Origin of the sequence: Rhodopirellula bahusiensis (assembly GCF_002727185.1) — a bacterium.
GTDB lineage: Bacteria > Planctomycetota > Planctomycetia > Pirellulales > Pirellulaceae > Rhodopirellula > Rhodopirellula bahusiensis.
This window is the reverse complement of sequence record NZ_NIZW01000012.1, coordinates 64,760-86,582: the sequence shown is the minus strand read 5'-3', so window position 1 is coordinate 86,582 and position 21,823 is coordinate 64,760. Positions and strand designations below refer to the sequence as shown.

Genomic DNA, 21,823 nt, shown 5'->3' with positions numbered 1-21,823 from the left:
TTCAGGCGTTAAACTTGACTCAATCGGCTCAACAGTAAACAAAGCCTTCGCGTGGGAAGCGGTCATGCTTGGCGATTTGACGATGGTTCACGCGATTCCAACCGGACCAAGCGCCCACACCCGCCAGCACGGCGTCCAAGGCGTCGCCACCAGGATTGCTCAAGATCACCCGTCGTCGGTGAGCGGAGATTTGAATGATCTCTCGAAGGCCGCGGAGGATTTGCTGGCGGGTTCGAAGATGGACCGGGTCGATTAGCTTGTTCCCGGTTTGTTTGTATCGCTGGTGAGGCAGCTGCATTCGTTTCAGCGTTGACGAAGGACAGGCCTCAACCACGATGTTGCGTATGGCGGTGGAGGCTTTGCCGGTCATTGATCGGGCGAGCTTGTCCGCCTGGAATGGCATGACGGCGGTTGTGGGCGAATCCTTGATTGGTAGTAAGACATCGCGCATGCCGTGAAACGTTTGGTAGATGATTCGGTAGTGGTAGCAATCAAAAGGTGTCTGCGTTTCGCGATCGGTTTCACGACGGATGTGAATCGCATCGGATCGCCTGCGAGCCAATTCCACCAGAGAACGCCCATAGCTTTTCGCATCGCCTGAGTGAATCGCGACGTGGTTCAGTTGATCGTTCCAGCTTCCCAGTGCCAGCTCGACCGGCAGCCCAAACGGAAAGTCCATTCCCCACAGAGCACCTTCGCTGGCCATGATTCGACTCGTCAGCCACGGATAGACGCGTTCTCGTTCGTCCTGCCCGGCGACCCTCCCGAGTGGTTGAAGATCCACCAGTTTCAGCGGCGGCGAAGTGGAGCCATTCGGCGAAATCTGGATTTCGGCGATCCAGGCGTTCTTTCCAGCCAAGGCGGCACCGCTGAAGTCGACCCCGAACACGGTTTGGAAGCGAACCTTGGCCCCAGAAGTGCGAAACATCGCTCCGTACGTGTCTCGCTTCACGTTGACCAAGTTTTGTTCTCCAGTGACAATTCGGTTACGGAAGTCTTCGAACCCATTTCGTTTTTCCCGCTGAAACTACCTCATGAGTACCGCCCCGTCGCAGCAACACGCCTCCGCCCAAGTCCCCGATCCCCGCGGGCGATTTGGCGATTTTGGTGGCCGTTTCGTTCCCGAAACACTCACGCGGGCACTCGATGAGCTCTCCGAAGAGTACGACAAGGCCAAGCGGGACCCTGAGTTCCAGCGAGAACTGGATGGTTTGCTGAAGACTTTCGTCGGTCGTCCAAGCCCGTTGTATCACGCCAAGCGATTGTCGTCGGCCGTTGGCGGAGCCCAGATTTGGTTGAAACGCGAAGACCTCAATCACACCGGTGCTCACAAAATCAACAACACGATCGGCCAGGCTCTGCTGACATTGCGGATGGGCAAAACCCGAGTGATCGCCGAAACCGGAGCCGGCCAACACGGCGTGGCCTCGGCGACCGCTTGTGCACACTTTGGGCTGCCCTGCACCGTTTACATGGGTGCGGAAGATATTCGGCGGCAAAAACCCAATGTGTTCAGTATGAAGTTGCTCGGCGCCAATATATCGGCCGTCGAGTCCGGTTCGCGAACGTTGCGGGACGCGGTCAATGAAGCGATGCGAGACTGGATGGCTTCGGTCGAGGACACCCACTACATCATTGGCAGCGTGATCGGTCCTCACCCGTTCCCCATGATGGTTCGCGATTTTCAATCGGTCATCGGCCGCGAAACTCGCGAGCAGTGCCGGGACACGTTTGGGCGTTTGCCTGACTGCGTCGTCGCTTGTGTTGGTGGTGGCAGCAACGCGGCCGGCATGTTTTATCCGTTTGTGGAAGATGAAGGCGTGCGAATGGTCGGCGTCGAGGCCGGCGGTCGATCCGCAACAGCTGGTGATCATGCGTCGCCATTGTCATACGGAAACCCCGGTGTCTTGCACGGCAGTTACAGCTACGTGATGCAGGACGAGGATGGTCAAACGTGCGACGTGCATTCGATGAGCGCTGGGTTGGACTATCCCGGTGTTGGTCCAGAACACAGTTATTGGAAAGACACTAAACGCGTTGACTACATCGATTGTCGTGACGATGAGGCGATGACCGCGTTTGAACGATTGGCATCCAGCGAAGGTATCTTGGCAGCGTTGGAAACGTCCCATGCGGTCGCCAAAGCCATCGAGATCGCTGGCAAGATGTCGGACCAAGAACACCTGGTGATCTGCTTGTCCGGGCGAGGCGACAAGGACTCGATGGAAATCGCTCGTCTTCGCGGCGAAGAGTGGTGAGCCACGGATGTTGTCTGACGTTTCGTTGGACGTCCTCTCACGACTGTTTGCAGATATCACCTGACCGTTTGACTCTTCTTCTCTGATTGCATGTCCGCCCAAGACCGTACCCTGGATCACTACCAGGAATTGATGACCATCAACGCGACTTCGCATGTGTTGCGAACCGGCCGTGAACTGGGTTTGTTCGACGCGTTGATCGAAGGCCAAAAGACGATTGAGGTGCTGACCGAACGCACCGGATGTCCCGAATCGCGATTGTCGCTTTTGCTGCGATCGTTGATCTCGGTGGGCATCATCGAAAAGTACGAGGATGACTATGCGATCTCATCCGTGGCACGTTTGCTGTGCCAATACGATGCGGACTTGGGTGATGCCGTTTGGCAGAACGCGTCGACTGCTTTGAAATCGGAATCGCAATCGTCCGCCGAAGCCGCTGTCCCGCAAAGCCGTTTTGATTCCATCGCTGCGACTCAGTGGGTGCACACTCCCGCGGCGATGCAGGCGGCCGAGATATTGGACTTTGGACCGACGCCGGGAGAAGAAGGCGAAGGCGAGGGCACGGTTCTGAGTTCCGATGAATCGAAACCCCAAACCTTGCTGGACTTGGGTTGTGGCTCGGCGGTTTGGAGTTGTGCGGCGGCTCATCGTGACCCGCAACTTCATGTCACATTGGTGGATCACCCCGGCGCTTTGGAAGCCGCCATGGCCACAGCCAATTCGATTGAATTGGGTGATCGTTTCGAGTCCATCGAAGGCGACGCTCTGACCGCAGAGCTTTCTGGAAATCAGTACGACCATGTGTTGATCGCTCAACGACTCAACAGCTACTCGCCCGATCAAATTCGTCTTATGTTGCAACGTGCAACGTCAGCGGTGAAGCCCGGCGGACGAGTGATCGTGATTGATTCGTTTGAAGGCCCAAACCGACCGAGTCTGGCAGAGTCGATCGAAGCGTTGCGAATCGGAATCGAAACCGAAGGCGGCGCGGTGCCCGAGTTGAAAGAGGCACAAGAACGAATGAAAGATGCCGGGTTGGAATCGATCCAGTTCACCTTCATCGCCGCCAGTCGCGTTGGTTTGGGACTGATGACGGGAATCAAGCCGTGATGGTTTCCAACCCTTCGTCGCGAGACACGAGTGTGCCAGTCGGATCTGACATGGGTGATGACCCATGGTCGTGGTGGCGAGACCGGATGCCGGTAACCAAACATTGGGCTTACTTTGATCACGCGGCCGTGGCTCCGATCAGCCAACCTGCCGCGGAAGCTCTTCGTTCATTCGCTGATGTTGCCGCATCGCACGGTGATGTCCACTGGATGGATTGGTCCAATGCGGTCAATCGATTGCGAGACCTGACGTCGGAGTTGATTCATTGCGACAAGGAAGAAGTCACCTTGGTTCCCAACACCACCACGGGAATCAATCTGGTTGCCGAAGGTTTGGATTGGAAACCCGGTGACAACATGGTTGTTCCGGAGGGTGAGTTCCCAAGCAACCTGTACCCGTGGCTGAACCAGCAATCTCGCGGAGTCGAAATTCGAATCGTTCCGCGTCGCGATGGACGCGTCGAAGTGGCCGATTTGATAGCTCACGTCGATGAACGCACGCGATTGATTTCGGTCAGTTGGGTTGGTTACGCCAGCGGCTTTCGTGTGGATCTGGATCAGTTGGTGAAGGAAGCCCATGCCCGCGGTGTGCTGGTGTTCCTCGACGCGATCCAGGGATTGGGCATGTACCCGCTCGACATGCGAACCTGCGATGTCGACTTCGTTGCCGCCGATGGGCACAAGTGGTTGCTGGGACCCGAGGGTGCCGGGGTGGCGGTGATTCGCAAACGCCATTTGAGTTCGCTGCGTTGTCCGACGGTGGGTTGGAAAAGCGTTGAGAACGCTCACCTGTTTTCAGGATCCAAGTTTGAGTTGCGTGAGGACGCGTCCCGTTTCGAGGGCGGTTCGCTAAACCAATCGGGAATGATCGCGTTTGCGGCCAGTCTGGAGATGTTCACCGCCGTTTCGCAACGATCCGGTGCCGACGCAATCGGAAACCGTGTTTTGGAACGAGCTCAGCGTCTTCGCACGATGCTGACTCAGGCCGGTGCGAAGTTGTTGTTTGGCCCGTGGGATGAGACGCCTCACGCCAGTGCGATCACAACGTTTGAAGTGCCGGGGGAATCGCCCGACGATTTTCGCACTCGGGCGCTCGATGCGGGCGTGGTGATCAGTTGTCGCGGTGGCGGCATTCGAGCCAGCGTTCATGTCTATAATGACGACGCGGATTTGCAACGATTGGCCGATTTGGTCGCCTCGTCCCCCGCTGTCTCTTCTTCCAATCCAGCGCGGAGCTGATCTGTTTTGACTCTGAACTCCTCCAATGACGCGGGTGAGCTTTCGCATTCCATCGCTGTGTACACCGGGTCATTCGATCCCGTCACGCTTGGGCATTTGCACATCATTGAACGTGCATCGAAGTTGTTTGACACGTTGGTGGTCGGGATCGGCATCAATGCTGACAAAAAGTCTTTGTTCAATCCAGAAGAACGCATCGAGTTAGTGCAAACGATCTCGAATCACTTGCCCAACGTCCGTGTTCAAACCTTCGATGGTTTGGCGGTTGATTTCGTTCGTTCACTTGGGGCGGGCGTCATGGTGCGAGGCATCCGGCCGCTTACCGACATCGCGGGCGAGTTCACCATGATGATGGCCAATCGTCAGCTGGATGCAGACATCGAAACGGTGTTCTTGATGGCCGACGAACGGTTTGCTCACGTCAGTTCATCGCTGTTGAAACAGATCGCTGCACTTAGCGAGAACGACGATCACTTGGCGAAATTTGTACCTCGTCCCATCATTCCGTCATTGCGGGCCAAGCTGGCTGCTCCATCCGTGTGATCGTTCCGGGGATCCAATCGATGTCCGGAAACTCGCCACACTCTCAGTCGTCCTCGCCAACACGTGCTCGGCAAGTTCGCACGGCGATGTCAGAGCAGTTGCCGCCTTGGGGCGTGTTGGTGCTGGAGAGTCATCACGCTCCCGATTTTTCGATGCAGTGGCGTGAGCACGCGTTCGTCAAAATCGTTTACTTCCTCAGCGGCGCGGGGATGTTTCATCTCGATGATCGAGTCATCGAATTCTCAGCTGGCGATGTGTTCGTGATTGCACCGCATCAGCGAAATCGAATATGTGATGGCGAAGGAACACCGTCCAGTTTGTATGTCGGCTGCATTTGCGAGAATGTGTTGAAGGCGGAGCCCGTCACCGTAGAAAAGATTGCCTCGGGCAAGTTATCGGGCGGTAGTCGGCAAACGCATTTTGTCGCCTCAACGTTGCGGCGGATGGTTTACACGCAAGACTTGGCATTGGCCTCGTGTGGCGTCGACATGATGATCGACGCTTGGCGTTTGCTTCGGGGTGTGACCGATTTTGATTGCAATCGAAAGGAAGGAAATGATGCGGTGGCTCTTGAGCCAAGCCGTGTCGCGCAGGTAACCGACGCCGAAATCGTGCAGCAGTACATCGACGAGTTGCAGACATCGTTCTTGGAAGCAACGACGATTGATGCCGCTGCGAATCAACTCAATTTGTCTCGCCGCACCTTCACCCATCTTTTTCGTGAGCTGACCGGCACGACTTGGCTGCGACGAGTGCGAGAGCTCGGAATCGAGCACGCCAAGAAACTGTTGCAGGAAACCGATTTACCGATCGCGTCGGTTGCCTTCGAATCCGGTTTCGCTGACCTGTCGACTTTCTATCGAAGATTCACATCCATGGTCGGCCAATCACCGGCCGCCTATCGCCAGCAAGTGGAACGGTCTTGAACCTCGTTCTCAGCAGACGCCACCGAGACGCCCGCTGAGATAGCTTTCATGCAGGTTACCGATCCGACGGATCAGAAGTCGGCGGAGACTTGCTCTTTGGTGGCACGTGTGCCGAGAGCTCCCCACAAACCGTAAGGACTGGGCATACCAGGTGCCCGATTGCCAGTTCCGTTCCACCAAATGTTTCCAGCGGATTGATCACCGGCTTCGATGGAGTCCGTGATAAACTTGACCGCGCCATCGCCCAGGAGAATGTGAACTCCGCCCTGGTGGCGACTGCTAGGCGGATAAAGCCCAGGTTGCCAGGTGCTGTTGCCGGTACTGCAAACCGCTGAGTTGGGAGGGGCGATCGTCGTGATAGCGGTGAAGACAGGGAAACCACACGCCCATTTCAAACCTCTTTGGATCTGAGCTCCACCAGCAAACGTGGCGGACGATGCCCAAAACGCTGGACGGTCGGGATCAATTTCGATCGTGTTACATAGACCAGGGTTGTTGATGATCGTCGCACCGAAGTTGGCATCATTCACAACCTGGGTGGTTTTGTGGCGGTCGCCCAAGTCTGTGTTCATTTCGCCGACCATGATGGTGTTGGAAAGACCGTCCAGCACGTCTCGAAATTTCAAAGCGACACGAGACCGGAACATGCCGCGGTTCGACTTGTTGGCCCGTGGGTATTCCGTTGGATTGGGCTTGGCGGTTTCGTACACGCCGCCGGTGTTTTGCTGACCGAGCGCATCTCCCAAACTCATGCCAAAGTTCGTGCGTCCCTGTCCTGGCAAGCCGTTGCCGGGATCACTGGGGCAACGGTAGGTTGCAACGTTCGTCATCCAAGGGTCGTAGCGTGCTGTTGTGTGGTGAGTAAGCGACATCTCGGGATTAGGACCGAACGCGTTGTAGTACAGATCAGAGCCCGCTGGTTCGACGACTTTGAACTGGTTGGCGATTTGCTCCCAAAGACCCTGTTGTTCGATGAACGGCAGGATCGGAACCAAGGCACTGCGGTTGAATCGATTGTTGCCTCCCAACGATCCACCCAATGTGCGTGGGATAACCGAGTCGCCAGTGCTGCCGGACACTCGTGATGTACCTCCGCGGCTCATCGGAAGCTGGTTGTAGGCAGAGTGATAGTTGTGGATTCCCAAGCCTATTTGTTTGGCGTTATTGCTGCACTGCATCCGTCGTGCGGCCTCACGAGCAGCTTGCACTGCAGGCAGTAACAATCCGACGAGAACGCCAATGATGGCGATCACAACGAGGAGCTCGACCAATGTGAATCCGGGTTTGGCCGAATGTGGTTGCACCGAAGCAACACGCGGCTTGGTTTTGGGAAGGCGAGAGAGAATGATCATGAAAATGGCACGCTTTGAAAGGTAGTAAATGGTGTGTCGCCTCAGCGATGGCTGAAGCCGCGCAATCAGCGTGGGAGTGATTGCAATGGAGCTTCGTCAGAAAGGGTGGGAGTGACGAAGTGTTTCAAATGAAAGACAAAACAAGTGAGCGAGGAGCTCACCTACAGAGTGAGTTCTGTTACTCAGAAACTCGGCCCGCTTCGAATTCAGCAGACTCATCAACCATGGAGTCGTTCGGATCGGCGACGTGATCGGGATTGTCTTGGAGGTACTGCTCGATTTCGTTGGCAGCAGGACCAGGAGCATTGGACTGCTCGCATCCGACCGCGGAAGAGAAAGCGAGCAGCAAACCTGGGACGGCAAAATTCAGCAGAAGTTTGCGTGTAAAACGTTGGGACATCGAAATTACCCGGAGAGAAAGGATTGTATGAATACGCAGGATGAGCGTGTCTTCGTTCAATCTTAACGGGGTGTCAATCGCCGGGGAACCGTTGCTTGGGCGGGGGATCAGCCCTTGGTCGATAGCAATCTCGATGATCGTCGTCGGCTCATAGCGGGCGGAAGTGCGATGTTTTGCAACGTACTTCGGGGCTTCCGCTCCGAGTTATGAACGCCGATTCTTCCGGAGCCATTCATGCAAATTCGCCACGGATGGGGCCGTCATCGCTGTCTTGGGATGAGCGCCCCAAGACCACTCACGGTGAGAACACGTCAAACAGTGTGTCGGGAGGCGTGAGGTTTGCATCAGGCTTTTTGGGCGATGCTTTGGGAGCCGTCTTCTTTCTTGCCGCTTTCTTCTTCGGTTTTGTGGCTGAAGCGGCCGGTTTGGCGGATGACGCGGAGGCAGGTGAGTTGTTTTCACCAAGCCGGTGCACGTGATATCCGTTCTCGGGAAGTGTTTCGGATGCCAAGTCGACCAAGTGATCGTGGTGCGTGAACAGGATGACTTGAGTGGTGGTGGAGAGATCCGAAAAGACCTTGAGTGCCGCAGCGGCCCGGCGATCGTCAAGCTGGATCAAGCAATCGTCGATGATCAGCGGGATCGCATTGGCGTGGGCCAACTGATGTTTCAGCGACGCCAATCGCAACGCCAAATACAGAGCATCCGCAGTTCCCGTGCTCATGCGATTGGCCGGCACCTCGACGCCGTCTCGCACACCGAACAGCGATGGTTTGTCGCTGTCGCCGTAGTCGACCCGTAATGATTGGTATTCGTCGCAGGTCAGCGTGGCGAAAAATGATTCTGCCTCGCGTAGCACAGGTTCTTGGTTTTGGTTGCGGTAGTGTTCCATGGCCCGTTGCAAGATCGACGCTGCCAATCGCAGACGGATGTACTCTTCCGATTCCCGTTGGAGTTTTCCGAGCGAGAACTGCATGTGTTGGGAGAGCTTGGATGCCTCGCTGCTTCCATCGATGGCACCCAGTTTTTGATTCAAACTCCAGAGTTCTTTTTGTGATGCCGAGAGTCTTTCGTCCAGTTCGTCTTTCTTATCAGTCAGCTGTTTCAGTTCTTCGACGATCATGGCGGGCTGCTGGTCCCGCAAAGATTCAACGAACGATTCGCGATCTTGACCACTCGCCCAATGATCCAACTGGGATTGCAAGTCTTCTACTTTGGATTGGGCGAGGATGCGTCGACGACTGCGTTCTTCCACTTCGCCCAGCTCCTCCGGGGCGGAACAATGGGCTTCGTCGCAGAGTTGTTGCTGCGTTATCGTGAGTCGTTCCAACTGCTCGTTGGCATCCGCGAGTTCGCGTTCGCGTTGGCGGAGTTGCTGTTGGACTTCGTCGCGAGCGCTGCGAGCACGTTGTTCCCGTTGCAAACGTTCGTGTGCCGAGTTGATTGTTTCAGCCAACTCGGTCAAGCCGGCGGTGTCGACTGATGGATTGGTTGAGGATTCTGAGTCGGCCTTTGGCGAGGCCAAGGAATCATGTAGCCGAACCGCTCTTCGGACAAAGGCATCGGTTTCTTTGCTGATCGAATCGATGCGAAGTGAAATGTCGTCTCGTTGCTTCTTTTGACCGATCAGCTGCGTGATCGAATCCATCATCGACAACGCGTCTTGCGGAGCGGGTTTGGATGTCAGTTTGAGCGACGCGGTGAGTTCGTCCCACTGTTGGTCCCAAGCGTCCAATGCGCTCTGTCGACGTTGCAGCTTGGATTCCAAGCCGGGGATCTCGGTTCTGCATTCGTCGCGTTTGTTCTCGCGTTGTTCGCGAAGTTTGAGTTGTTGAGCCTGCTCCGCACGTTGGGTCAACGCCACGTCATGCAGACGCGAAAGAGTGGTGCTGGTTTGTTCGAGTGAATCCTCGGACGAGTTGTCGGAGCCTTCACTTTCCAACGCTTGTTGCAGACGCGAAATGGCTTGTCGAAGTTGAGCGTGCGATTGATCGCGTTCGGCAATTGCGGTTTGCAACTCCGCAAAGTGTTCGATCAATTTTTGATGATCCGACATCCAGGTTCGCATCGCATCGGGATCACTTGCTGGGATGCCAGCCGCTTGCCAAATGGCTTGCCAGTTCTCTTGAGCCTTTGTCAGGGAGTCTTGCGCGGCGGCCAGCGCGGCGTCGTGTTCGGAAGATTGTCGACGCAGTTGGTCCAGGTTGTTCTGAGCGGCTTGTCGTCGGTAGATCAATTCGTGTTGCGACTGGAAGACGTCCGCGAGCGAGTCGGCTCGATGGATTGCCAGTTCGGCTGCAGCAAGCTGTGCGGCCCATTGGTCGGCGGAGTATGAATCCGCGTTCTGCTTCATCGCATCGATGATTTCGTCGCGGTGCTGACGAGCGTCGCGAAGATCTTCGGGCGTTGGGAGGTCCCCCGTGTCCGCGTTCAACGAGGTGAGCTTTTCTTCCGCGTTGGCGAGGGCTTGTTGAAGTTCCTGACCACGTTGCTGGCTCAACATGACGTCTTTGCCAGCCCGGTCGAGTGCTTGCGTCAGATCCGTCAGCTGTGACTGCGTCGGCAGCGACAGCTCGACAGCGAATTGAATCGCATCGTCATCGCCGTTCGAGTCGAGTTTTAATCGCCGATGAATGGTTTGGCATTCGCGAGCCAGTTTTTCGACTTGCGATTGTTCTCGGCGGGCGGCTTCGATCCAGCGTTCCGGGGCACCCATCTCATCGAGCGTACGGTCGAGCAATTGGAACTGCGTTGGCGCGTTGGACTCGGCCAATGCCTCCTCGGCCATTGTCAGTTCCCGTTTGGCTTGATCGAGCTGATCCGAGGCGTCATCGCGTTGTTGAACCAGTTTTTCGTATTCGCTCGCCAATCGTTGGATTTTGGCCCGTTGCGACTCACTGATTTGCAGCGAGTCCACTTGTTGTGTCAACGCATCAGAATCGGTTGCCTGCTGTGCAGATGCGGGGGGGACTTCAGCGAAGGCCAAGTCATGGAGCTGCGATCGCATCTCTCGTTCAAGGGCCGCCAGCGATTGTTGCAGGGTTTCTTTTTCGATTTCGGCTTTTTCACGACCGGGAAGTTCGCGATACAACGCGAGGATTTCATCCTCGAAGAGTCCGATGGATTCATCGTTTCCGAGTTGCTTCAGTTGCTCCGTCAAATCGACATGGTTTTGTTGCAAGGTTTGCAGCAGACGGGTCGTCGATTTCTGTTCTTGTTCCCATTCGCGTCGTCGATCCGGGAAGTCATCCGAAAGCATGGGCGCGTCTTGCACGCTGGCTAATTCTTGCGTCGCCGTTTTCCAACGAGGGATCAACGGCAAGGCTTGTTCGGCCGACTTCAGTTGAGCGATTTGTTGAGCGAGCGATTGGGACTCTTCACGCCAGCCTTGGATTTGCTGTTCTTTTTCAGCCAGTTGCTTTTGCAAGTCGGAGAACTCAGCCGGTGGGACTTGAGCTTCGCGCAGCCGACGACGCATCTCGTCGAGTTCTTGCAGGATGTTGTTGATCGTGGGTGTCTTGCCGGTGCGTTTGAAGCGTTCACTGGCTTCGGAATCAAGCTGTTCATAAATTTCGCGAAGACGCCCGATGCCGGCTCCAGCTGAGAACAGGATTTCGCCGAGTTCACCTTCGCCTCGCAATATTTGTTCGCCGCCAAGTAGCAGCTCTTCGTGCGACAAACCAAATCGCGAGCGGAAGGTCGGTTCGTCGATGCCGCCGAGCATTTGGGCCAATTCGGAGTCAGCGATTTCAGTTTGGTCGTCTGCACCACGCAGCGTGTTTTTGCGACCTCGACGTCGAATGCACTCGAGAACTTTTTCAGTGCTGGTTCCGTCGCTGGAGTGTGTCGTCAGGCGTCCACCAACACGAAGTTTCGCTGCGGGATGCAGGAAGGCATCATCGGCTCGAGTGGCCATGCCGAACAACCAAGACGAGATGGCTCGTAGGCTGGTTGATTTTCCGGATTCGTTGGGGCCAACGATCAAGTGGAATCGGTTGGGACCGGCGGAAAGATCGAGGCTGCGGTCGGTGATGTGGCCAAAGGCGATCAAGTCCAAGCGTTCAATGATCATCGTTTGCCTCCTTGCAGTCGGGCGAGCAGCTCTGTGGTTGCCGCTTCGATCCATTCGTGACGTTCTTCGGGATCGTCGAGGCGAATGGGGGCTTGGTCGCCGCTGAATTCGGTTGGCAGTTTCTTCAGCAATGGCGAGATTTCGTTGTTCAACCATTCCAAGTCTGCGTTGTCGGATTTCAATTCTTCGACAACGGACAGGATGCTGTGCAGCGGGCCCTCCTGGTTTGCATCGTGTTGTTCGGTGTGTGAACGATCGACTTCGGCCGAGGTTTTGACCTTCAACCGTTCCAGCCAAACCTGTCCGTGGCCGTGGGTGACCGAAGTGGCTCGCAGCGACGCTTCCAGATTGGATTGTTCCCGCATCCATTGGTGATGCAGTGGTGACTCGCCGGACAAGATGACTCGCGTGACCAGCAACCGATCTTCGACCTGTTGCAGTTGGTCGTTCATCCAAGCTTCGTAGGCGTCCATCAATTCATCGGTGTGCGACCATTCGCTTGCGTTGGCATCGAACGTTTCAAATCGAACGACATCGAGTGGGACGAATCGGCGCTGGGTTTGGTTGCGAGAGTCAACGTCGACGATGATGCAACCTTTCGGTCCCGATTCGCGAATGTGTCGGCCTTGGATGTTGCCGCTGAAGACGACCGGGGCGGTGCCTTCGATTTGATGCTCGCCGCGCAAGTGAATGTGTCCGAGAGCCCAGTAGTCGTAGCCTTTGTCAGCGAGTTGTTGGGGGGAACAGGGAGCGTACGGATCATGACCGTCCAAGCCTGACAATCCCGTGTGCAGGATGCCGAGGTTGAACATGCCGCCGGTTGGCCCGGGGTACTCGGCGGCCATGTCCCCGGTTTCGGCTCGTTTGGCATACGACCGGCCGTGGATGACGATGCCGAGGTCTTCGAGCACCCGTTGGTCGACCTTCTTTTCGCTCAACAGGATGTCGGATCCGTCGGGGTTCTTTGGCAGCGGCAGGTTCGACGTCATCTTATTGGCGGCGTCGTGATTGCCTCGGATGACGGCGACGTGAATTTCATGGTTGACCAACCGGGTGGCTTGTTTGACAAAGAACAGACCCGTGTTTTGGTCAGGCCAATCGCCGTCGTAGAGGTCGCCTGCGATAACGACCAAGTCGACTCGTTCTTCGATCGCCAAGTCGGTCATGTTCTCGAGGGCACGCCGCGATGCCTCGCGAATTTCGTCGACGGGAGCGTCTTCGTAGGCGTCGAGTTTCTGCAGGGGGCTGTCCAGATGAATGTCGGCGGCGTGAAGGATGCGGCGGTGACTCAAAGGGCTTCCTGCGGGCGGGGTGAGTGGCGGGCAAGTTGGGGACGACGACGTCGCGCCGGGTAGCTAGACTGAGCCTCATGATAACGCACCATGTTCGAATCGGCTTCGCGGGGGAAATCTATCTGGCTCGTGCCCAGCGACGGATTGAACGTGGTCGACGTGTGTTGGTGCGGACGCCTCGCGGGGTGGAATTGGCCGAAACACTATCCGTTTGTGAGGATGGTGACACACCAACCACACTGGAAATTCTCCGGCCGACCACACACAACGATGATCTTCTGATCGAGCGTTTGCAGCGGCACAAGGTTCGCGCGGTTCGCGAATGCCAAGCGATTTTGGCGGAGAGCGAATCTTCAGCGGTGTTGTTGGACGTCGATCAATTGTTCGACGGCGGGACGCTGGTGCTGCACTTTTTAGGGGAACCGGATGCTCTTGGCCGCGAGCTGACCGATGCGATCGTTCGCCGCTACGAAGCCGAAGTCAAGAGCATTGAGCTGAGTGATTTGATGCAGACCGGATGTGGCCCGGGATGCGGCACCGCCGACGCTGGTGGATGCGGCGGCGGGTGTTCGTCATGCAGCGGTTGTGGCATCGCCTCAGCGAGACAAAAACAACCGCTTGGATAGGACACGTGGGGCTCGGATCTCGAGTGCGATTTGGTCGTCCTCGTCTGGATCTCCATTCCCTGGCACACTGTCGACATCGAACTGATCGGTCTGGGTGACTTCGGCGTTCAATGTTTTCAACCCGCGAGTGTCGACGCGTGCGGTCAAAACCAATTGGACGCTTGCACCGGACGCCAAGGGGCCGATGTTCCACTGACCCGTCGCTGGGTCATAAGATCCTTGCTGCGGTGAAGCCGGTGGTGCCAGCGTCAATCCATCGGGCAGCAACGATTCAATCACAACGCCGGTGGCATCGGAAACGCTGTCGGCATTGGCCGCCGTCAAGGTGATCGTGATGATGTCGTCGACCTCGGGTTCCAGGTTATCCACCGCCGCGGTGACGCTGACGTCGACGACTTGAGGTGTGACTTCGACGGATGCCAGGTCGTCTTCGTCGCCATCGGCGTTGCCCGGTGTGCTGTCGGGATCGATTTGATCGGACTCGATGATCTCGGCAACGTTGGTCACCGCACCGGACTGTTCAACGAAGGCGTTGATTTGCAGTGTCGCAGATTGGTTGGGATCGAGTTGCGTCAAGGTCCACAGGCCCGTTTGAGCATCGAACGTGCCCTGCGTTGGCGTTGCATCTTGGAAGTTCAATGAACCTGGCAAGATGTCTCGGATCACAACGTTCGTTGCCGGATCGTTGTTGGCATTGGTGACCGTGACGAGGTACTGAATCGTATCGCCGCGGTTGGGGTTGGAAATGTCGACGGACTTGCTCAACGACAAGTCGGCACGAGCGATCATCAAAATCGCTGAGTCGGCATCGTCTTCGTTGACGTCCCCGTTTCCAAACACGCTGTTGCGATCGGGTTGGTCGGCGGAGATGACTTCCGCGAAATTGGTGATGCCGTCACGAAGGATGTCGTCGGTGACGGCGTCTTGGTTGACCGATGCGTTCAGCGTCAGCGTGACCGATTCGTTGCTGGGGATGCTCGGGATCGACCAAGTGCCCGACTGCGGGTTGTAGCCTCCGTCGTCGGTCGATGACGAGACAAAGATCAGCCCGGCGGGCAACGAGTCAGCGATCTCGACGTTGGTGGCTGTCGTCGGGCCCGTGTTGGAAACGGTCAATTCAAATTCGACGGGATCGTCCAAGTCAAAACGCGTGCCGTCAACTGTTTTGCTGAGCGCGAGATCGATCAGTTGTGCTTGGACGTCCACCGAGGCTCGGTCGTCTTCGGCTGGATCGGCGTCGCCGTTGCCCGGCGTGCTGTCAGGGTCACGTTGGTCGCTGGCCATGATCTCTGCCACGTTGGTTTGCAACGATTCGGAGTTCACATTCGCGGTCAATGTCAGTGTCGCGGTTTGGCCGGATGCGATTTCATCGATCATCCAGATCTCGGTGACGGCCGAGTAGGTGCCGTCGGATGTGGTTTGGTCGGTGAGGTCCATTCCGTCGGGCAAGAAGTCTCGGACGCGAATTCCGGTCGCTGGGTCTGGGCCGCTGTTGCGAACGGTGATCGTGAAGGTGACCGCATCGCCAAAGTTGGGCGAGGCGTTGTCGACGGTCTTGGTCAGTGAAAGGTCGGCGCTAGCGAGCGTGACGATCGCGGCGGCGGTGTCGTCTTCGCCATCATCTAACCCACTGTCAGGAACGCTGTCTTGGTCGGCTTGATCGGCAGCAATCACTTCGGCTCGGTTTTCGAGTGTTTCCACGTCACCGATGGTGCCGGTCAGTTCCAGCGTGGTTTCTTCACCGGATGCCAAATCGCCGACGGTCCATAGTCCGCTTGCGGAATTGAATGCACCGGCGGGCGAAGAGGATGTGAAGGTGTATCCATCCGGCAGCGAGTCACGAACGATGATTCCGGTCGCGTCGTCGGGACCATCGTTGCGAAGCGTCAGCGTGAAGGTGACTTCGCCGTTGATCGCGGGACGCTGGGGGGAAGCGGTTTGTGTGAGCGAGAGATCGATCACCGGCGTGGTGATGCTTGCGCTGGCTTGGTCGTCTTCTGCGGCGACGTTGTTGTCAGGCGCCGAGTCGATGTCGTCTTGATCGACGGATGCGACTTCGGCGGTGTTGGTTTGCGTTCCGACTTGGTCGACGATTGCGAACAGGGTCAACGTCGCGGTGGCATCATCGGCCAAGGAATCGATGGTCCATTCGCCCGTGTCGGAATCATAGGAACCGTCGCTGAGCGAGTTCGATTCGTAGGTCATGCCGGCGGGCAACAAGTCGCGGACGACGATGTTGGTCGCCGTGTCTCGCGTGGTCGCGGTCTCGCCATCGTTGGTCAATGTGATTGTGAAAGCGACACGATCGCCGACGTTGGGAGCCGGGTTGTCGACGGTCTTTTCCAGCGACAAATCGATGAACTCGACACGCGCGGTCACGCTGGCTTGGTCGTCTTCGGTCGGTTCGTTGTTGTCAGGCGTGCTGTCCGAGTCGACTTGTCCGGCCGCGATGACTTCGGTGCGGTTGGTGATTGTCGGTGAGTCGGCGGTCACGTTGTTGTTGACGCTGGCGTTGATGATCAACGTCGCGGTGCCGGAGGGAGCCAACTCGCCGACTGTCCAAAGACCGCTGGACGAGTTGAAGCTGCCGGTTGTTGGTGTGGCATCGATGAAGGTCAGTCCGACGGGCAAGTTCTCTTCGACGATGACTCCCGTTGCGGTGTCCAAGCCTTCGTTGCGGACGACGATTTCGTACTGGATGGTTTCGCCCAATCTTGGTGTGAGATTGTCGACGGTTTTAAACAGTTCCAGATCGATTTGTTCGGCTTGCAAGCTCGCTTCCGCTTGGTCGTCTTCGTCGATCAATCCGTTGCCCGGTGTGCTGTCGGGATCGGGAAGCGTGGCCTGGATGATCTCGGCGGAATTGGTCAGTGTGCCTCGCGAAAGTGTTGTTGCGACGATTTCGAGCGTTGCGAACGAGGGAGCTGCGGTGCCGGAATCAGCGTCCAGTTCCGGGACGGTCCAGTGGCCGGTGGTTTCATCGTAAGTGCCAATCGAGGCGGTGGCTTCGACGAATTGCAGTCCGGCGGGCAACGAGTCCAGGACGATGAACTGCCCCGATGGGTCTCCGCTGTCGTGGCGAGCCGTGATCGTGAAGGTCACGTTTTCGCCGACGTCCGCATTCGCATTGTCGACGGTTTTGGTGAGCGACAAATCGGCTTGCGCGGGCGTGATGACGCTGGACGCTTGATCGTCTTCGCTGGCGTCTTGGTTGTCAGGCGTGCTGTCGGGATCGAACTGTGCGGCTTGTGTGACCTCGGCGGTGTTGGTGATGGACGCGAACAGATCGCTGCGGCCGGGATCTAAAATCGAGGTCAGTGTTAGCGTTTCGCTTGCTCCTGCCGCCAGCGAATCGACCGTCCATGTTCCCGTGGCGTCGACATGAGTGCCGTCGGTGACTTGGGCGTCTTGAAGAATCAGCCCGGCAGGCAGCAGGTCGGTGACTTGGATGTTGGTCGCCGTCGTGATGGGAATCGCTGCGCTGGATTCGGCGTTGGACAATGTGATCGTGTATGTGATCGAGTCGCCGGGTTCGGGACGTGTTGGTGTGACCGTTTTGGTCAGTTGCAAATCGATCGCGTTGGGTGTCAAAGTCGCGGAGTCGGTGTCGTCTTCGGTGGAAGCACCTGCACCGGGAGTGCTGTCCGGGTCGCTCTGGTCCGACGCGGTGATGGTGGCCGAGTTGGTCTTGATCCCCAGGCTGTCGACACGTGCGATGATCTGCAGGGTTGGCATTGCCGGGATCGGGTTACCTGGGTTGGGAGCGGTCACATCGCCGACTATCCAAAGCCCCGTGTCTGAATCGTAAGTTCCTGACGAGGTCACATCGCTGATGTAAGTCAATCCGGCTGGCAGGCGATCTTGAACTTGAACACCTGTCGCGTTGTTGGGCCCTTCGTTGTCGACCGTGATTGTGAAGGTCACGTTCTCGCCGACCGTGGGCGACTCGTTGGAAACCGTTTTCGTCAGCGAGAGGTCAGCGACCGGTGTTTGGATGAGGACTTCGTCTTGGTCGTCTTCATCGATCAAGTCGTTATTGGGTGTGCTGTCGCGATCCGTTTGGGCGACCGCCAAGACTTCTGCCACATTGGTGAAGTCACCGGCTTGGTCAACGCGAGCGACCAGTTCCAATGTTGCCAGTCCGCCGACGTCGAGCGATGAGATCGACCAGCGATTCGTTGACGTGTTGAACGAAGTTCCAGCGCTGGGCGTGTTGCCAATCAGCGTCAATCCCGCGGGCAAGCGGTCTTCCACCAGGATGCCTGTCGCTGTGCTGAGCGTCGCGTCGGTGGCGGTGTCGAGCGATGAGTTTTGCAGCGTCAGCGTGAACGTGATCTCGTCGCCAACGTTTGGCTGGCTGTCGGAAACCGCTTTGGACAATTGCAAATCAACTCGCGTCGCGGTCACGGTCGCGGCGTCTTGATCGTCGTCAGCCAGCACGTTGTTGTCGCGAGGGCTGTCCGTGTCGAGCTGTTCGGCGGCCGTGATTTCCGCGACGTTGGTTTGTGAATCCAAGCTGTCCAGTTGTCCTGTCAGTCGCAGGGTTGCTGTAGCACCCACGGCCAGACTTGGGATCGTCCAAAGTCCCGTTCCGGGCGTGAAGGTTCCTGTGGAGGCAGAACCGGTGGTGTTGATGATTCCCGCTGGAATTCGATCGGTCACGACGATGCCGGTTGCTGGATCAGGCCCGTTGTTGGTGACCACGACATCGAACACGACGTTCTCGTTCAACGTTGGTTCCGTGGTGATCAGGGTCTTGGTCAATTCCAAGTCCGCTTCGCCAGCGTTGTCGATGTTCTGGACGATGATGGTCGGGCCGACGGTGCCGAGCAGGTCGGCGATCGCGTCGTAGTCGGGGCCGCCACTGACTTCGAGTTCAATCGCACCGATTTGGGTCAGGTCCGCGCCGCTTCCGCTGACTGCTTGGAAGTCGCTGAATGGGATGTATTCCACCGAGGTGGGCTGCGTTGGCAGAGCGGGAATGGTCAGAGTGGCTTCACTGACCAGAGTTTGGCTGCCCGCGATTCCATCGTCGCTGTACAGCCGGATCACAGCCGTTCCGCTGGTGACTGAACCGATGACAAATCGCAGACCGGTCGCGGAACCACCGCTGGTCAGATCGATCGCTCCCAAGCCATCGTCGTCAACGGTCGCGGCGTCGTCACCCGCGCCGTCCCAGATGACCGAGCGGCTTCCGTCGGCGAACCCGTTGGCGTCGAAGCTGAGCAAGTTGGGTGAGACCGCTTGGTTGACGCCGATCTCAATCGTGCCGATGTCGCCCGTGCCACCTTGCGTTTTATCGACAATCAAATCACGTGAGCCACCGATGGCTTCAGCGGCGGCTTGAGTGGACGTCACCGGCGTCCCGTCGGTGACCGTGTCTTCGACGCTTTGAGTGGTCTGAAATGAGTCAATTGTTTGGAAGGCTTGCCCGGCGACTTGCGTCGAGTTCACTGTGATCAACGGCGAGATCTGTTGTTGTAGCGAACGACCGTTGACCGTTTGTGCGGGCTGGAAAACGAAGTACGAACCGGCGGTCACGCCAGTGAACTGGTAGTTCCCGCTGGGGTCCGCCATGGCCATGTTGACTTCGACGTCGTCAGCGTCTGGCTCGAACACGCCGTCGCCATCGTCGCGGAACAAGTCCAACGCGACGTCCTCAAAGTCACCCCCGATGAAGCTGTCCGTGACCTGCCCCCGAATCGTGACCAAATCGGAAGCCACCGCCAACAACCGTCGATTTTCGAGTGATTCCAGCAGCAATCGACGCCGTCCTCGGTTCTTTCCAGTTGTTGAACGGGAATCTGTCCGTGATTTGCGACTGGGGAATCTCATCGTCAATGCTTTTCTGGGGGCCGGCAAGCTGTGTGTGACACCACACGACGAATGGAGAAGATAAGCGGCCTGGGTGAAGCGGGGAAGATATGCCGAGCTGGAACGGCGCGGGCCCATCTATGGCTATCGACGAGCGGTTGCCCCTGCGAAGCAGCTACGGTAGTCGCGAGGAAAACCCCTCGCGCAAGTAGCTGTGCAGAATTCGTGAGCTGTCTGTTCCCGTCGGCGATGCCAGCGAGTTTCCACGCTCATCCTTTGGCCCAAGAATTTGAACGTGAGGCGGTCGAAGCGAAAGTTCACACTGCACGCCAAAGACTTCGGAATCGACTCTCTCTGATTCGAGAAGCAGTGCCTGAGGCCTCAGGTAATCTGCGATCGCAATAGTCCGCAGCCTCAGAGTATCCGCTGATAGATCCACTCCGTCGAACGAACTGGGAGAACTGACGCGAATCCCAGCGAGAGAGATCAGCGTCGGCAGCAGATCCGCATGGCTGGTGTTGAAGTGAACTTCGCGAGAAACGCTCTTGCCACCGAAGATGATTGCGGGTGTTCGGACCTGAGCGGCGGAGAGTCGTGTTCCATGGCCGATCGTTCCATCGTCGAGAAAGGATTCTCCGTGGTCACCGACGATCGCAACGAGTCGTTGTGGATCGTCCAGCAAGGGTGCAAGTATGGAATCGAGCGTTCTCGCTGAGTTTCGATAGCGATTCCAAACGGCGTCCCTTGAATCAGGGCCAAACGGCAGCGGGTAGTCCGCCCTCGCCGAGGGAAGATTTCGTATGTGTTCGGGTGCAACCAAGAACGGCGAGTGCGTGGCGTAGAGATACAACACCGCCAAACGTGGAGACCGTGATTTGGTACCGGCGGACTGAGTGTCGGCCAAGAAGTCTCGCGCTGAATGGATGGCACGTTGGTCCGAGCTCAGTCCGTCGCGAGGCTCGACTTGGAATGTGTCATAGGCATCCGAGTTGATAAACGCGTCCATTTGAAACGCGTCCCAATCATCCGCTCCGCCGAAGAATCCCAGTTCGTATCCGGCTTGATGAAACAGCCGGTTCATTGCGGGATCGAAACGAACCTGAGAGAGGTAGAACCAGATCGCATCGAGACCGTTGACCAGCGAGAAAATTCCCAACGAGCTGGCGTTGCCGCCAGAATGATGGCTTTGCATCCACAATCCGTGCTCCGCTCGCGCGTGAACGTTTGGCATGATCGATGGATGAATCAATTCAGGCCGCAGTGATTCGACGACAACGACGAGAATGTCCGGCGGCTGCGAATCGGTTTCCTGAATCGCATTGAAGCGAAACCCTCGCAAACGTCTCGTGACGTCGTTCGCGGTCAACAGGGAAGCCGTGCTGTTCATCGGTGGATTCGTGTTGATGCCAAGGCTGATTTGATCGAAGCAACCGGTGACTCCAAAGGCGTTGCGAGATGGCATCTCCACCATGTTTTCGCGTGTTGAGGACCAAGTCGCCAAGCCAGGAATCGCGGTCAGCAAAATTCCGATCGACCACGCATACATTGCGGCCAGAGCGTTCAGGTTCCTGTTGGGAAGGCTGAGTGACTGAGCCAAGACAAATGTTCCCCGATAACATGCCCATCCGATCGCAATCAATGCAGCGATCGCGAACGCCCATCGAAGCATCACTCCAAAGGTGATATAGGGAACCAAACTAGGTATTCGTGTTGAGAACAAGTTCCAAGCATCGGCGGAGATCAAACGAACGCCGATCCAATGAAAGACCAGCAGGTCAGCCAGTACCCAAAGCCACCATGATGTCATGGCAACCGAGATCCATCGACGCCATGACCCTTTCAAACGGCTGACGTGCAGTAACACCGCGACCGGAACGAAAGCCTGGAAGACTCTCCAAGCTGCGATGACAAAACGATCCATCGACGTTTCTGCGTCTCGTGGAACTTCCAACCGATGTCCGCATGTCGTGGCCAGTACCGCGAAGCCGATGAAAACGGCCCACAACAGTTGCTGCCACAACGCTCGATCGTGATCGCGGGGCGAGGAAGGAGAAGGCGATCGCAACGTCTTTGCTCGACTTGTCAGGCGAAGGTCATTCGGGAAACAGATTCAACCATGTGGGTTCGATTGGTCTCCAGCGAAATCACCATTCGCCGCATCACGTCTGGTTGAAGATCAAAAGCAATGTTCG

Annotated in this window: 14 protein-coding genes; 7 read left to right on the top strand and 7 right to left on the bottom strand. The window is 57.0% G+C overall.

Features of this window, described 5'->3' with window-relative positions:
• Positions 1-28: 28 nt before the first annotated feature.
• Entirely contained in the window at positions 29-961 is a 933-nt protein-coding gene (locus CEE69_RS16385; protein ID WP_099261704.1) for a DUF429 domain-containing protein, read from the bottom strand.
• Between the two features lie 73 nt (positions 962-1,034).
• On the opposite strand from CEE69_RS16385, the gene trpB reads away from it, so the two are divergent.
• The 5 genes from trpB (at position 1,035) to CEE69_RS16360 (ending at position 6,075) form a co-directional block, all read left to right on the top strand.
• Positions 1,035-2,258, top strand: coding sequence for a tryptophan synthase subunit beta (trpB, locus tag CEE69_RS16380; protein WP_099261703.1), 1,224 nt, complete (start codon positions 1,035-1,037; stop codon positions 2,256-2,258).
• Between the two features lie 90 nt (positions 2,259-2,348).
• The gene (locus CEE69_RS16375; RefSeq protein ID WP_099261702.1) at positions 2,349-3,368 is read left to right on the top strand and encodes a class I SAM-dependent methyltransferase; all 1,020 of its coding nucleotides are present in this window, start codon (positions 2,349-2,351) and stop codon (positions 3,366-3,368) included.
• Positions 3,368-4,606, top strand: coding sequence for an aminotransferase class V-fold PLP-dependent enzyme (locus CEE69_RS16370; protein ID WP_099261701.1), 1,239 nt, complete (start codon positions 3,368-3,370; stop codon positions 4,604-4,606). Before CEE69_RS16375 ends, CEE69_RS16370 begins: the two co-directional genes overlap by 1 nt.
• Before the next feature lie 6 nt (positions 4,607-4,612).
• Complete coding sequence (coaD, locus tag CEE69_RS16365; protein WP_008671240.1) at positions 4,613-5,149, top strand: pantetheine-phosphate adenylyltransferase; 537 nt, start codon at positions 4,613-4,615, stop codon at positions 5,147-5,149.
• Complete coding sequence (locus tag CEE69_RS16360) at positions 5,146-6,075, top strand: AraC family transcriptional regulator (RefSeq protein ID WP_099261700.1); 930 nt, start codon at positions 5,146-5,148, stop codon at positions 6,073-6,075. The genes coaD and CEE69_RS16360 overlap by 4 nt, the downstream gene beginning before the upstream one ends.
• Before the next feature lie 71 nt (positions 6,076-6,146).
• On the opposite strand, the gene CEE69_RS16355 is transcribed toward CEE69_RS16360, so the two are convergent.
• From CEE69_RS16355 to CEE69_RS16340, 4 genes are all read right to left on the bottom strand, one after another.
• The gene (locus CEE69_RS16355) at positions 6,147-7,427 is read right to left on the bottom strand and encodes a DUF1559 domain-containing protein (RefSeq protein ID WP_099261699.1); all 1,281 of its coding nucleotides are present in this window, start codon (positions 7,425-7,427) and stop codon (positions 6,147-6,149) included.
• Positions 7,428-7,605: 178 nt separating this feature from the next.
• A complete protein-coding gene (locus tag CEE69_RS16350; protein WP_099261698.1) occupies positions 7,606-7,827 on the bottom strand; it encodes a hypothetical protein in 222 nt (73 codons plus the stop codon).
• A gap of 295 nt (positions 7,828-8,122) precedes the next feature.
• The gene (locus CEE69_RS16345) at positions 8,123-11,899 is read right to left on the bottom strand and encodes a YhaN family protein (protein ID WP_099261697.1); all 3,777 of its coding nucleotides are present in this window, start codon (positions 11,897-11,899) and stop codon (positions 8,123-8,125) included.
• The gene (locus CEE69_RS16340) at positions 11,896-13,191 is read right to left on the bottom strand and encodes a metallophosphoesterase family protein (RefSeq protein WP_099261696.1); all 1,296 of its coding nucleotides are present in this window, start codon (positions 13,189-13,191) and stop codon (positions 11,896-11,898) included. The genes CEE69_RS16345 and CEE69_RS16340 overlap by 4 nt, the downstream gene beginning before the upstream one ends.
• Before the next feature lie 77 nt (positions 13,192-13,268).
• Between CEE69_RS16340 and CEE69_RS16335 the strand changes: the two genes are divergently transcribed.
• Complete coding sequence (locus CEE69_RS16335) at positions 13,269-13,817, top strand: hypothetical protein (RefSeq protein WP_099261695.1); 549 nt, start codon at positions 13,269-13,271, stop codon at positions 13,815-13,817.
• Here CEE69_RS16335 and CEE69_RS16330 read toward each other — a convergent pair.
• Together CEE69_RS16330 and CEE69_RS16325 are read right to left on the bottom strand one after the other, a co-directional pair.
• Positions 13,788-19,652 (bottom strand): DUF11 domain-containing protein, encoded by a 5,865-nt coding sequence (locus CEE69_RS16330; protein WP_233215294.1) that lies wholly within the window; start codon positions 19,650-19,652, stop codon positions 13,788-13,790. The two genes, CEE69_RS16335 and CEE69_RS16330, sit on opposite strands and share 30 nt — an antisense overlap.
• 154 nt (positions 19,653-19,806) lie before the next feature.
• Positions 19,807-21,552 carry a sulfatase-like hydrolase/transferase gene (locus tag CEE69_RS16325; RefSeq protein ID WP_233215293.1) on the bottom strand — a complete coding sequence of 582 codons (1,746 nt, stop codon included), beginning with the start codon at positions 21,550-21,552 and terminating at the stop codon, positions 19,807-19,809.
• 33 nt (positions 21,553-21,585) lie between these two features.
• Here CEE69_RS16325 and CEE69_RS32050 point away from each other — a divergent pair, with 33 nt between their 5' ends.
• Positions 21,586-21,804, top strand: a complete 219-nt coding sequence (locus CEE69_RS32050) for a hypothetical protein (RefSeq protein ID WP_143549270.1) — start codon at positions 21,586-21,588, stop codon at positions 21,802-21,804.
• Positions 21,805-21,823: the final 19 nt, after the last annotated feature.